Genomic DNA, 12,573 nt, shown 5'->3' on the forward strand with positions numbered 1-12,573 from the left:
AGTAGCCGCATGAAACCGCCGAAGCCCGCAGAACAGCTGCCGCTGGAGTTCCAGCACGTCCCCTCGTCCGGGCGGGACGACCTCCTGGTATCGGATCCGCTGAGCGCGGCGATATCGGTGGTCGATTCCTGGCCGAACTGGCCCTCTCCGGTGGTGATCCTCGCAGGCCCCATCGGCTCGGGCAAGACGCACCTTGCCGCCATCTGGCGGGAACGCTCGGGGGCTTCGGAAATCCACGCGCTCGAAGGCAGGGGGGCGGAGGCGGCGGCCGAGGCCGGTCCGGTGCTGTTCGAGGACGTCGACCGTGTCGGCTTCGACGACCGCACGCTCTTCCACGTCATCAACTACGTCCGCCAGAACGGCCACACGCTGCTGATGACCTCGCGGCTGTGGCCGATGTCCTGGCCGGTGACGCTGCCCGACCTGCGCTCGCGGCTGAAGGCGGCGACCGTCGTCGAGATCGGCGAACCCGACGACGAACTGCTGTCGCAGGTGATCGTCAAGCTCTTCGCCGACCGCCAGCTCTTCGTCGACGACCGCCTCGTCGCCTACATGGTTGCCCGGATGGAACGCTCGCTCGATGCCGCCCAGAAGGCGGTCGACCGGCTCGACCGGCTGGCGCTTTCGCGCGGCAGCCGCATCACCCGCACGCTCGCCCAGGAGGTCCTCGGAGAGATGACCGGGGCCGCCACGTCTGACCCCGGGGATTGACTGTCATAGAAGCGTCGTCAAACTGCTTTACGAGCCACAAACAAAAACAACAGGGCGGTGGTCGAAATGGATGCAGTTATCTCGGAAGCACAAGAGCTGGAGCAGAAGGCGGACGACCTTTCTGTCGCCGTCGCGGAGCTGATGAAAAGCCCCGAGCGCTTCGTGAACCGCGAGTTCTCCTGGCTCCAGTTCAATCGGCGCGTCCTGGAGGAAACGCTGAACACGGCCCACCCGCTGCTCGAGCGCGTCCGCTTCCTGTCGATCTCGGCTGCGAATCTCGACGAGTTCTTCATGGTGCGCGTCGCCGGGCTGGAGGGCCAGGTCCGCCAGGGCATCGCCGTCCGCAGCCCGGACGGCAAGACGTCCGCCGAGCAGCTGGACAGTATCCTCAAGGAAATCGACAATCTGCAGATGGAACAGCAGGCCTCGCTCGCCGTGCTGCAGCAGTACCTCGCCAAGGAAGATATCGTCATCGTGCGGCCCTCGGCGCTGAAGGGCGACGATCGCCGCTGGCTCGCCCAGGAGTTCGAGCAGTCGATCTTCCCGGTCCTGACGCCGCTGTCGATCGATCCGGCCCATCCGTTCCCGTTCATCCCCAATCTGGGCTTCTCGATGGGGCTGCAGCTCATAAGCAAGAGCGAGCGCGAGCCGATGACGGCGCTGCTGCGCCTGCCGCCTGCGCTGGATCGCTTCATCCGCCTGCCCGATGACGGCGCGACGATCCGCTACATCACGCTGGAAGACGCGGTGAGCCTCCACATCGACCGGCTGTTTCCGGGCTACGAGGTGCAGGGCTCGGGCACGTTCCGCATCATCCGCGACAGTGATATCGAGGTCGAGGAAGAGGCCGAGGATCTCGTGCGCTTCTTCGAGACGGCGCTGAAGCGCCGCCGCCGCGGGTCGGTGATCCGCATCGAGACCGATTCGGAGATGCCGGCGTCACTGCGCCAGTTCGTCGTCAACGAACTCGGCGTCCCGGAGAACCGCGTGGCGGTGCTGCCGGGCCTGCTGGCGCTCAACACGCTGTCGGAAATCACCAAGGCCCCGCGCAACGACCTTCGGTTCGAGCCCTACAATGCCCGATTTCCCGAGCGCGTCCGCGAGCACGCCGGCGACTGCTTCGCCGCCATCCGCGAAAAGGACATGGTGGTCCATCACCCCTACGAGTCCTTCGACGTGGTGGTCCAGTTCCTGCTCCAGGCTGCGCGCGATCCTGAGGTCGTGGCGATAAAGCAGACCCTCTACCGCACCTCCAACGACAGCCCGATCGTGCGCGCCCTGATCGACGCGGCGGAAGCCGGAAAGTCGGTAACGGCCCTGGTGGAGCTCAAGGCCCGCTTCGACGAAGAAGCCAACATCCGCTGGGCGCGCGATCTGGAGCGCGCCGGCGTCCAGGTCGTCTTTGGCTTCATCGAGCTCAAGACGCACGCCAAGATGTCGCTCGTCGTCCGCCGCGAAGAGGGGAGGCTGCGCAGCTACTGCCACCTCGGCACCGGCAACTACCACCCGGTCACGGCGAAGATCTACACGGACCTGTCCTTCTTCACCTGCAGCCCGTCGATCGCCCACAACATGGCCAACATCTTCAACTTCATCACCGGCTACGGCGAGCCCGAGCGTGACATGGAGATCGCCGTCTCCCCGCATACGTTGCGCCCGCGCATCCTCCAGCACATCGAGGAGGAGATCGCGCATGCGGAAGGCGGCATGCCCGCATCGATCTGGATGAAGATGAACTCGTTGGTGGACCCCGACATCATCGATGCGCTCTACCGCGCCAGCCAGGCGGGCGTGGAGGTCGATCTCGTCGTGCGCGGCATCTGCTGCCTGCGTCCCCAGGTTCCGGGCCTGTCGGACAACATCCGCGTCAAGTCCATCGTCGGCCGCTTCCTGGAACATTCCCGCATCTTCTGCTTCGGCAATGGTCACGGGCTTCCCTCCGACAAGGCGCTCGTCTATATAGGCTCCGCGGATTTGATGCCGCGCAACCTGGACCGGCGTGTCGAGACGCTCGTTCCGCTGACCAATCATACTGTGCACGAACAGGTTCTATCGCAGATCATGCTGGGCAATCTGATCGACAATCAGCAGAGCTACGAGATTCTCTCCGACGGCACCTCGCGGCGAATGCAGGTGCAGCAGGGGGCCGAACCGTTCAATGCGCAGCAATATTTCATGACGAACCCCAGCCTTTCGGGGCGGGGGGAAGCTCTCAAGTCGAGCGCGCCCAAGGCGATCGCCGGCTGGAAGAGCCAGCGCAAACGGTAAAATTGGATTTGCATGGTTGAATCTGAAGCGCAGGGGCGTCTGCCTGGGATCGCCCCGGTGTCTGTCGTCGATATCGGGTCCAACTCCATCCGGCTCGTCATCTACGAGGGGATGAGCCGCGCGCCGGCCATTCTCTTCAACGAAAAGGTGATGTGCGGCCTCGGCAAGGGGCTCGCGAAGACCGGCCGCATGGATGACGCCAGCGTCGAGCGGGCGCTGGCTGCGCTGCATCGCTTCAAGGCGCTGTCGCACCAGGCGCGGGCGACGAGGATGTATGCGCTTGCGACCGCCGCCGCCCGCGAGGCGGAAAACGGCCCGGCCTTCATCGAGCGCGCCGAGGAGATCCTCGAGCACAAGGTGCGCGTGCTTTCCGGCGACGAGGAAGCCTATTTCTCCGCGCTCGGCATCATCAGCGGCTTTCACGATCCCGACGGCATCGTCGGCGACCTCGGCGGCGGCTCGCTGGAGGTGGTCGACGTCTCGGGAGACACGATCGGCACCGGAATGACCCTGCCGCTCGGCGGCATCCGCCTGTCGGAAAGCTCGGGCGGCTCGGTCGCGCAGGCGCGCGTCATCGCCCGCAGGCACCTGAAGACGGCGGGCCTGCTCAAGCGCGGTCAGGGGCGCACTTTCTATGCCGTCGGCGGCACCTGGCGCTCGCTCGCCAAGCTGCATATGGAGCTGAACAACTATCCCCTGCACATGATGCAGGGCTACGAGATCTCCTACGACCAGGCGATGGACTTCCTCACCTATGTCGTCACCACCAAGGACACGAAGGATCCGGCCTACGCCACCATTTCCAAGAACCGCCGCAACCTGCTGCCCTATGGCGCCGTCGCCATGCAGGAGACGATCGCGCTGATGCGCCCGTCGAAAGTATCGTTTTCCTCGCAGGGCGTGCGCGAGGGCTATCTCTATTCGCTGCTGCCCGAACGGGAGAAGCAGCGCGATCCGCTCTTGGCTGCCGCCGAGGAACTGGCGATATTGCGCGCCCGCTCGCCCGAGCACGCGCGCGAACTCGCGGACTGGACCGGCCGGGTCATGCCGCAATTCGGCATCGAGGAAACCGCGCAGGAGGCGCGCTATCGCCAGGCCGCCTGCCTGCTCGCCGACATCAGCTGGCGCGCCCATCCCGACTACCGCGGCCTGCAGGCGCTCAACATCATCTCGCACGGCACCTTCACCGGCATCACCCATTCCGGCCGCGCCTATATCGCGCTGGCCAACTACTACCGCTTCGAGGGTCTCTACGACGACGGCGCCACGAGCCCGCTGGCGGCGATCGCCACACCGCGCATGCTGATGCTGGCCAAGCTGCTCGGCGGCCTTCTGCGCATCGTCTATCTGTTCTCCGCCTCCATGCCCGGCGTCGTCCCGAGATTGCAAGTCCGCCCGTCGACCGCCCAGGACACCGACCTCGACTTCGTCGTCCCGGCCGAATACGCGGATTTTTCCGGCGAGCGCATCGAGGGCCGCCTGCAGCAACTGGCCAAGCTCACCGGGCTGAAGCTGGCGTTCCGGTTCGAGTGAAGGTGCGGACCTGTTCCTGCTGAGCCTTGACGTGCTTCAGAGTCCGGCCACCTTGCGCAGATCGTCGTTCATCCGGCTCTGCCAGCCTTTTCCGGTGGCTTTGTAGTGGTCGACAATATCAGGGTCGAGCCGGATCGTGACAGGCGTCTTCGTCTGCTCTGCTTTGGGGCGGCCGCGGATCGCCCGCTCCATCTTCTCCGCGATTTCGGGGAAGACATCCTTGAAGGGCCGCGCCCGCTTCATCTCCTCCTCCGTCAGTGGCGGATTGTCGGAGACGGCATCCCAGTCCTCTCTCGCGTAGCCTCGTCCAGGCTGGAATTCCTTTTGGGTCTGGTCTTTGCTGGCCATCAGAGCAGGCTCCTTTCGTCCTTGCGGGCAGGGCGCATCGAAATGACGGAAAGCGCCTCAGTGCCGAGAGTCAGGAAGATCACGACAACGGTGCCGTCCCGTAGACGGCCGATCGCCTTGGAGCGCCCGTCTTTTGCCGGGATCACGACCGAGGCAAGGAAGAACTCGAAGGACAGTTCGGCGAAGTCGAGGCCGTGCTTTTCGAAGTTGGCAATGCGCTTCGGTTCGTCCCATACGATCTTCATAAATGTATGTACGATAATTCATGCCATCGAGCAATGAATATTTGTATGTACGGGATTTGTTTCGTACTTGAAGCATGTCGCGCAAAACCACGGCACACATTTGCGCTTCCCGGCATGAGGAAGAGGCCCCGGCGACAGGCGCAGGGGCCTGCTGTCACCGTCACTCCGCCTTCAGCAACTCGCCCGCTTCGATCAGCACGAACTCGTTGTCGTCAGCCTTGTCGAGCGCACGGCCGGCGGAGAAGGGCAGGTTGTTGTCGTTGCCGACGACGATGTGGGTCTCGTCCACCCGGTCGACGTTCTCGATCGTGACGAACGGCATGTCGTAGAAGCCGTCGCCGCCGCCCTGGCGCTTCTTGTTGTCGGGGTCGGCGATCTTGAGGAGGTCGATGTAGCCGATCTTGCGCACGGCCTTGCCGACGTTCTCCTCGGTCATGGCGATCTTGTAGATCCGCTTCACCTTGGAGGCGACGGCGAAGCAGTCGGGCTTCGGGTCCTTCGGATCGGCGCAGGCCTTGTCGGCCGTACCGACACCGTTGTCGCGCTCGATCACCAGCGCCGTCGTCTCGTCCAGCATGTTGAAGTCGCCGATCGCCTCGCCGCCTTCGGCCAGCGGATACAGCCAGCTGCGGCCGGTCCAGGCCTTGGAGGCGACGTCGAGCTCGATGATGCGCAGCGCCGGGCGGCCGTCTGCCTGCTCGACGCTCTCGTTGTCCACCCAGAGCGGGCCTTCAAGCAGGCCGTAGAGCTTCGAACCGTCCTTCGACAGCGCGAGGCCCTCATAGCCGCCGGAACGCTTGACGTTGAAGGCCGGCATCTTCTTGGACGGATCGGCCTGGACCGTGAGCGTCGGATTGTCAGGCGAGGTCACCGGCTTGCCGTCGACTTCCGTGGCGATCACGTCGGTCAGCTTGCCGTCGAGGTCGAACTTGAGGATGTAGGGGCCGAATTCCTCGCCGATCCAGAAGCCGTCCGCGACCGGCTGGATCGATTCCACGTCGAAGTCTGCGCCCGTCAGGTAGCGCGTTGCCGCACCTTCCATGACGATCGGGAAGGGCGCCTTCTTGTCCGGGTCGGAGAGGAAGACGGTCTTGACCGGCTCCAGCGTGCCCTTGTCCCAGTCGAGGCGGATGTTGTGGATCATCAGCATGGCGTCGGTGGAGTTGATCTTGCTGCCGAAGCCGTTGTCCGACAGCGACCAGAAGGTGCCGTCGTCCATGGTCTTGATGCCGGAGAAGCCCTGCATCGGCTGGCCGTCGAAGGGCAGTGCAAGACCCGTCTCGCGCACGCCGTCCTTGCCCATGACGGTGCCGAGCGCGTCTGCGCGCTTGCGGTCGGCGGTGGAGAACTTGCCGGACGTCTTCAGGTAGTCGGCGGCGTCCACCGGGGCGGCAATGATCGTGTTGGCCGGCAGGATCGCGTGGGCTTTCAGCGTGGCCGGAAATTCCTTCTCGTCGGCAAGGGCGGCGCCCGCCATCAGAAGCGAAAGGGCAGCGGTGGTCAGCAAGGTTCTGGTCATCGAAATGATCCCCCATGGGTTGGCATTGCGAGCAACCCGATAGGAGGGCCGCGTGAACGCGGCTTGACAGTTGGTTGAAGCTTTCATGACCGTCCCCAAAACCGGGCAGTGACAGGCTGGCCGCACCGGGCCTTGACCGGCCGGCGCTTCTCACTCGGCCGCGGAAGCCGCCCAGCGATACTGCGCGTCGGTCTGCACGGCACCCGGCCGAACCGCGCGGATGCGCTTCAGCGCCGCCTCGGGGGCCTCGCTGCGCTCGACCAGGAGCCGCAGCGCCACCATGCCGGCGCGGCCGTGGCCACCATGGCAATGGACGAGCACCGCGCCGCGGTCGTCGAGGATCTCGTGCAACTGCGCCGAGAGGCCAGGCCATTCCACGAGCCCGCCGCCGGTCGGGCCGCCGAAGTCGCGGATCGGGAAGTGGAACCAGCCGATGCCGCGGGCCGCGAGTCTCAGCCCGAGGTCCTCGCAGCCCCGCGCCACCATCTCGCTGCGGTCGGTCATCGAGACGACTGTGTGTGCGCCCCAGTCCGAGATCGCCTGCAGGTCGCCGTCATAGGAATCGTTGCGGCCCGGGATGCGGCTGATGCCGATCCGCCCGCCGCCCGCAAGCGCTATGGTCGCGATCCTGAAGGGTTCCAGCGTGTCCATGGCGGCATTTTATGCCTGGAGCCGGATAAATTCATCCCCCTTCGCCTACGCCGATCGGGCGGGGATGGGCGCTACCGGGACTGTGCCATTCCAGGTCCGCGATTGCGGTCCGCCCCCTGGCGGAAGCATGGGTGGGGGGGAAATGGAATGTAGTGGGCATCCAGCCTCTGAAGCCGGTCGTCCGGTGGGTCTGCTTAACGCGAACTGGATCAAGGTCGCGCTGCTCGCCGACAAATACCAGCAGGTGGTTCTGAATGGCGGCGAGGGCGTCACCGATTCCACGGGCAAGGATTCCGACAGCATCGTCTTTGCCGCCTTCACCAAGGCCCTCACCATCGACCTGAACGGCCAGCACGCGGTGAAGACGGGAAGCGGCGACTTCCACATCCGCAACTTCGAAAACGCCATGGGCGGGTCAGGCAAGGACACGATCATCGCGAGTGGCGACGTCAACGTCCTGTCCGGTGACGAGGGCGCTGATACGTTCGTGTTCGAAACGAGAACCGCTGCCAATGGTGACAGGATCCTGGACTTCAGCCAGACCGAAAAGGACCGGATCGACCTCTCCGCCATCGACGCCAACACGAAGGCGGGCGGCGGTCAGGCCTTTGCCTTCATCGGCAAGGCGGCTTTCCACGACAAGGCGGGCGAGTTGCGCTACGAGGTGAAGTCGGGCGACACCCGCATCCAGGGTGACATCAACGGCGACGGCGCTGCCGATTTCACCATCACCATCGACGCGAGCCTCACACTCAAGTCGGGCGATTTCCTTCTCTGACGAAGAGGAGGGGCCGGACCTCCGGCCCCACTAGAGCACGTCCCCCGTCCCCGGGAGGTGGGGTTCTATTCGACAGCGTCACTTCTTCTTGATCGTGCTCTCGCTGCTCTTCACCTGCGAGCCGAGGGTTGGTGCCGTTTTATCGGCCTTGTCCTTCTTCGGCTTGCGAGCCTCCTTGTTGCTGCGTACCTGACCCTTAGCCATCACCTGAACTCCTCTGGTTGATGAACAAGCATTACCCCCATTCATCCCGCTATCCAAGGGTAGCGCTTAGAGTTCGACGGCCTCGATCTTCTTGTTGACGAAGCGCAGGCCCACCTTGCCACCGATCAGGTCGAGGGCGACGGCGCCGAACAGTTCCCGCCGCCAGCCGTGCAGGGCGGGAACGTCGGCTTCCTCGCCGTCGATGGCGATCTTTTCCAGGTCGTCGCTGTTGGCGATGATCTTGGCGGCGACGCCCTGCTTCTCCGAGACGAGCTTCAACAGGACCTTGAGCATCTCGCTTGCGGCGGCAGCGCCCTCGGGCACGTGTGGCTGGCGGGGCAGGCGGGGAAGGTCCGTCTTCGGCGTGTCCAACGCCTCCCGGATCGCCTCCAGCAGGGCCGTGCCCGACTGCGAGCGTTCCCAGCCCTTGGGGATCGTGCGAAGCCGTCCGAGCGCCTCGGCATCGGCCGGCTGCTGCTGGGCGATCTCGTAGATCGTGTCGTCCTTGAGGATGCGCGAGCGCGGCACGTTGCGCGCGCGCGCCTCGCGTTCGCGCCAGGCCGCGACCTTTTGCAGGACAAGCAGTTCCACCGGTTTCTTCACCCGCATCTTCAACCGCTTCCAGGCGTCGTCCGGGTGGATGTCGTAGGTGCCGGGCGCCTCCAGCACGGCCATCTCTTCGGCGACCCAGAGGTTGCGCCCTTCCTGTTCCAGCTTGGCGTTCAGGAACTGGTAGACGTCGCGCAGGTGGGTGACGTCGGCAAGCGCATACTCGAGTTGCTTGTCCGTCAGCGGCCGTCGGCTCCAGTCGGTGAAGCGCGACGACTTGTCGATCTGCACGCCCTTGGTCTTCTGCACGAGCTGGTCGTAGGAGACGCTGTCGCCGAAGCCGCAGACCATGGCGGCGACCTGCGTGTCGAAGATCGGGTGCGGGATCAGCTTGCCGAGATTGTAGATGATCTCGAGGTCCTGCCGGGCGGCATGGAACACCTTGACCACGCTCGTATCGGCCATCAGTGCGAAGAACGGCGAAAGGTCGATGCCCTTGGCCATCGGATCGACGATCACAGCCGTCTCCGGGCCTGCCAGCTGGACCAGGCAGAGCACCGGCCAGAAGGTGGTCTCGCGCAGGAATTCCGTATCGATGGTCAGGTAGTCGGACTTTGCGAGCAGCGCACAGGCTTCGGCCAGGGCTGCGGTTGTTTCGATGATTTGCATCAATGTGCTCAAGCGACGGCTGGTTTCAAAGATCAGATGATTTACCTGCTCCACCATTTTGCCACAATCAAAAACTGCGGATGGCGCTCAGGTTACCGTAACGTAACTGCTCATGCCGGTCTTCTGGTGCTCGATGATGTGGCAATGCAGCATCCAGGCGCCGGGATTGTCGGCGACGAGCGCAAGGTCGGCCGTCTCGTCAGGCTGCAGCAGGATCGTGTCGGTGGCATGGCCGATCAGCCGCGGCTGGTTGGAGGCGACGATGTGGAAACTCATCCCGTGCAGGTGGACCGGGTGGGTATGCGGCGTGCGGTTGGCGACCCGGAAGATGTAGCTCCTGCCGCGTTTCAGTTCGGCGAGCGGAGCGACGCCGTCGGCCGTGTCGCCCGGCCAGGCGACCCGGTTGATCGCCCAGAACGTGTAGCCGAGCGAGCCGCAGATGCTCTCCTTCGCCCCGTGCTCGGCGGTGGCGGTGAAGTCCATCGGGATGATCTCGGCAGCCTTCAGGTCGGCCACCGGTATCGGGTTTGCCGGCAGCGGCCCGACGTCCTCCAGCGACCGCCCGGCGCTCGCGCCGACTGCGCGGAAACTGGCGACGGTCCAGGGCGTGCTGCCCTTGACGTTGGTGAGCGTGGCGATCTCGCCCTCGGTGTCGGGCATGCGCAGCACGAAGTCCAGCCGCTGGCCGGGGCCGACGTCCTGCAGGTCGAGCGGGATGGGCGCCTGCAGCGGATTGCCGTCCAGGGCGATGACCTTGCCCGCTCCGCCTTCGAGAGCGAGCCGGTAGACGCGGGTCACGTCCGTGGCGGCGATGCGGACGCGGACCAATCCGCCCGCCGGCGCGTCATAGGCGGGTGCGGCGCGCCAGTTGGTGGTGCGCACCGTGCCGAAGGTGCCGCTGCGGGCGGCGTCGCGCGGCTTGAATGGGGCGATGAACTGCCCGTCGCCGCCGAGCCGGAAGTCGCGCAGGTTGAGCACGATCTCCGCGTCGAACACCGGATCGGCCGGGTCCTCGACGACGATGACGCCGGTCAGGCCGCGGCCCATCTGCGTCAGCGTGTTGCAGTGGGGGTGATACCAGAAGGTGCCTGCGTCGGGCGGGGTGAAGCGGTAGTCGAACGTGTCGCCGGGATAGACATAGGGCTGCGTCATCTCCGGGACGCCGTCCATGGCGTTGGCGATCCGCAAGCCGTGCCAGTGCACGGTCGTCGGCTCCTTCAGCCGGTTCACCAGCCTTGCCGAAAATTCCTCGCCCTTGCGCATCCGCAGCACCGGCGGCGCGCCTTCGCCCGCCGTGCCGAGGCGATAGGACATCATCCCCCCGGTCGCGGTCTCCCCGGTCAGCAGCGCGTTGCCCTCATAGGCTATGAGTTCTTTCGGCGCACCGGCGAGCGCCCGGCCCACCGAGGGCAAGGCCAGTTCTGCCCCGTAAGCACTGGCGGCAATCGCGGAACTCTTCAGAAGCGTACGGCGGCTGATCGGCATGGGCGGGTCCCGGTCTGAAACGACGCCCCTGCATAATCCTGATCGTCGCACTCATCAATACGGCGGATCGGAACCTGATGTCGCAGGCTCATCGCCCCCCGTCGGGTCCCTTGCCGTTGCGCTCCGCGCCGGCGAGCTTGTTGAAGAAGGCCGAGGTGCGCAGCAGGTTGCGGAAGCGTCCGTGCCGCTGCTCCGCAGGCACGCCCGGCCGTGCGCCCATGCGCAGCACCGTGTAGGCCATGAACATCACCATGATGACGGCCGTGTAGATGAACATCGCGTCCGGTCCGAAGATGTCGAGCAGCACCGAGGCGAACAGCGGGCCGATGATCGCGCCGATCGACCAGAAGAACAGCATGCCGGCGGAGACCAGCGCATGTTCGCCTTCGCCCGCATGGTCGTTGGCATGCGCCGAGCAGAGCGAGTAGAGCGGCATGGCAAAGGCACCGAAGACGAAGATGCCGGCGAGGTTCATCCACTCGTCGCCGCCGGCGAAGATCGCCAGGAACAGGGCGGCGAGCGTGGCCCCGAGGGTCGCGACCAGGATGATCACGCGCCGGTCGAACCTGTCCGAATAGAGCCCGAGCGGATATTGCAGCACCACGCCGCCGATGATGCCGGCGCTCATGAAGCTTGCGATCTCCGTCACCGACAGTCCGATCTGCTCGCCGTAGATCGGCCCGAGCGAGCGGAAGGCGGCATTGGTCAGGCCGACGACAATGCAGCCGATCGTCGCCAGCGGCGAGATGTTCCAGAGCTTCTTCACGTCGAAGCGGATCGCCTCGGGCGCGACCGGTGCGGACCGGTCGGCGAGCGAAATCGGGACGAGCGACAAGGACAGCGCCATCGAGACGATGGCAAACAGCTGGAAGCCGCCGATGCCGACGCCCGGGATCAGATACTGCGCCGCCGTCACCGAGCCGAGGTCGACGAGGCGGTAGAGGGAGAGCGTGCGCGCCCGGTTGGCATTGGTGACGCTGGCGTTCAGCCAGCTCTCGACGGTTGCAAACAGGCAGGCGAAGCAGAGCCCCGCGAGCAGGCGCATGAAGAACCAGAAGGTCGGGTCGATCACGAGCAGCATCGCGATCGCCGAGGCCGATGCGATCGCCGCCATTGCCGAAAACGTGCGGATATGCCCGATCGCTCTCAGCACCCGGGTCACGTAGATGCAGCCGACCGCAAAGCCGATGTTGTAGCCGGCGCCGACGAGGCCGATCAGCGAGGTCGAAAACCCCTCGTGCGAGGCGCGCAGCGAGATGAAGGTCCCCTGCAGCCCGTTGCCGCCGATCAGGATTCCGGCAGTGATCAGCAGGGGGACGAGGGGGCGGATATGGCTCATTCTGCTGCCGGGGAGGGGAATCGGGGGCGCCGCGCAATGGATAGTGATGTCTACAGGCGAAACTGACCCGGCGACAGGGCAATTCGGGACAGCGGAGAAATATTTGAGGCCGGCCAGGCTCGGCAACGAACCTGATATTGGCATGGACCAAGAGCGACGGGTCCTTGCCTTCGGGAGATTTAGGCACGAGTATCGGCTGCAACGATCCCGGTCGATGGCAGGGGGTCGCCGGGGCCCCGGACGGATACGGCCAACGGGGCAGGATGAAAGGCAA

The 12,573-nt window shown here is 65.1% G+C and carries 12 protein-coding genes; 4 read left to right on the top strand and 8 right to left on the bottom strand.

Annotated features, from left to right (window positions below; all coding sequences use genetic code 11):
* Window positions 1–9: 9 nt before the first annotated feature.
* The 3 genes from hdaA to ppx all read left to right on the top strand — a co-directional run bounded on the left by hdaA (window position 10) and on the right by ppx (window position 4,512).
* A complete protein-coding gene (hdaA, locus tag GGQ64_RS20010) occupies window positions 10–711 on the top strand; it encodes a DnaA regulatory inactivator HdaA (RefSeq protein WP_183807086.1) in 702 nt (233 codons plus the stop codon).
* 66 nt (window positions 712–777) lie between these two features.
* Window positions 778–2,979, top strand: a complete 2,202-nt coding sequence (locus GGQ64_RS20015) for an RNA degradosome polyphosphate kinase (RefSeq protein ID WP_183807087.1) — start codon at window positions 778–780, stop codon at window positions 2,977–2,979.
* Window positions 2,980–2,991: 12 nt separating this feature from the next.
* The gene (gene ppx / locus GGQ64_RS20020; protein ID WP_183807088.1) at window positions 2,992–4,512 is read left to right on the top strand and encodes an exopolyphosphatase; all 1,521 of its coding nucleotides are present in this window, start codon (window positions 2,992–2,994) and stop codon (window positions 4,510–4,512) included.
* 36 nt (window positions 4,513–4,548) lie between these two features.
* On the opposite strand, the gene GGQ64_RS20025 is transcribed toward ppx, so the two are convergent.
* From GGQ64_RS20025 to GGQ64_RS20040, 4 genes are all read right to left on the bottom strand, one after another.
* The gene (locus tag GGQ64_RS20025) at window positions 4,549–4,860 is read right to left on the bottom strand and encodes a BrnA antitoxin family protein (RefSeq protein WP_183807089.1); all 312 of its coding nucleotides are present in this window, start codon (window positions 4,858–4,860) and stop codon (window positions 4,549–4,551) included.
* Window positions 4,860–5,105 carry a BrnT family toxin gene (locus GGQ64_RS20030; RefSeq protein WP_183807090.1) on the bottom strand — a complete coding sequence of 82 codons (246 nt, stop codon included), beginning with the start codon at window positions 5,103–5,105 and terminating at the stop codon, window positions 4,860–4,862. The genes GGQ64_RS20025 and GGQ64_RS20030 overlap by 1 nt, the downstream gene beginning before the upstream one ends.
* Window positions 5,106–5,265: 160 nt before the next feature.
* Window positions 5,266–6,624, bottom strand: coding sequence for an esterase-like activity of phytase family protein (locus tag GGQ64_RS20035; RefSeq protein WP_183807091.1), 1,359 nt, complete (start codon window positions 6,622–6,624; stop codon window positions 5,266–5,268).
* A gap of 150 nt (window positions 6,625–6,774) precedes the next feature.
* Window positions 6,775–7,275 carry a phosphatase domain-containing putative toxin gene (locus tag GGQ64_RS20040; protein WP_183807092.1) on the bottom strand — a complete coding sequence of 167 codons (501 nt, stop codon included), beginning with the start codon at window positions 7,273–7,275 and terminating at the stop codon, window positions 6,775–6,777.
* 184 nt (window positions 7,276–7,459) lie between these two features.
* On the opposite strand from GGQ64_RS20040, the gene GGQ64_RS20045 reads away from it, so the two are divergent.
* Complete coding sequence (locus tag GGQ64_RS20045) at window positions 7,460–8,053, top strand: M10 family metallopeptidase C-terminal domain-containing protein (RefSeq protein ID WP_343059524.1); 594 nt, start codon at window positions 7,460–7,462, stop codon at window positions 8,051–8,053.
* Window positions 8,054–8,131: 78 nt separating this feature from the next.
* Here the strand turns inward: GGQ64_RS20045 and GGQ64_RS28120 are convergent, their stop codons facing one another.
* The 4 genes from GGQ64_RS28120 to GGQ64_RS20060 all read right to left on the bottom strand — a co-directional run bounded on the left by GGQ64_RS28120 (window position 8,132) and on the right by GGQ64_RS20060 (window position 12,299).
* A complete protein-coding gene (locus tag GGQ64_RS28120) occupies window positions 8,132–8,257 on the bottom strand; it encodes a hypothetical protein (RefSeq protein ID WP_281380568.1) in 126 nt (41 codons plus the stop codon).
* Between the two features lie 66 nt (window positions 8,258–8,323).
* Window positions 8,324–9,469 carry a ribonuclease D gene (gene rnd / locus GGQ64_RS20050; RefSeq protein ID WP_183807161.1) on the bottom strand — a complete coding sequence of 382 codons (1,146 nt, stop codon included), beginning with the start codon at window positions 9,467–9,469 and terminating at the stop codon, window positions 8,324–8,326.
* A 93-nt stretch (window positions 9,470–9,562) separates the two neighbouring features.
* Entirely contained in the window at window positions 9,563–10,960 is a 1,398-nt protein-coding gene (locus GGQ64_RS20055; RefSeq protein WP_183807094.1) for a multicopper oxidase family protein, read from the bottom strand.
* An 88-nt stretch (window positions 10,961–11,048) separates the two neighbouring features.
* The gene (locus GGQ64_RS20060) at window positions 11,049–12,299 is read right to left on the bottom strand and encodes an MFS transporter (RefSeq protein WP_183807095.1); all 1,251 of its coding nucleotides are present in this window, start codon (window positions 12,297–12,299) and stop codon (window positions 11,049–11,051) included.
* Window positions 12,300–12,573: the final 274 nt, after the last annotated feature.

Source organism: Mycoplana azooxidifex (genome assembly GCF_014196765.1).
Taxonomy (GTDB): domain Bacteria; phylum Pseudomonadota; class Alphaproteobacteria; order Rhizobiales; family Rhizobiaceae; genus Mycoplana; species Mycoplana azooxidifex.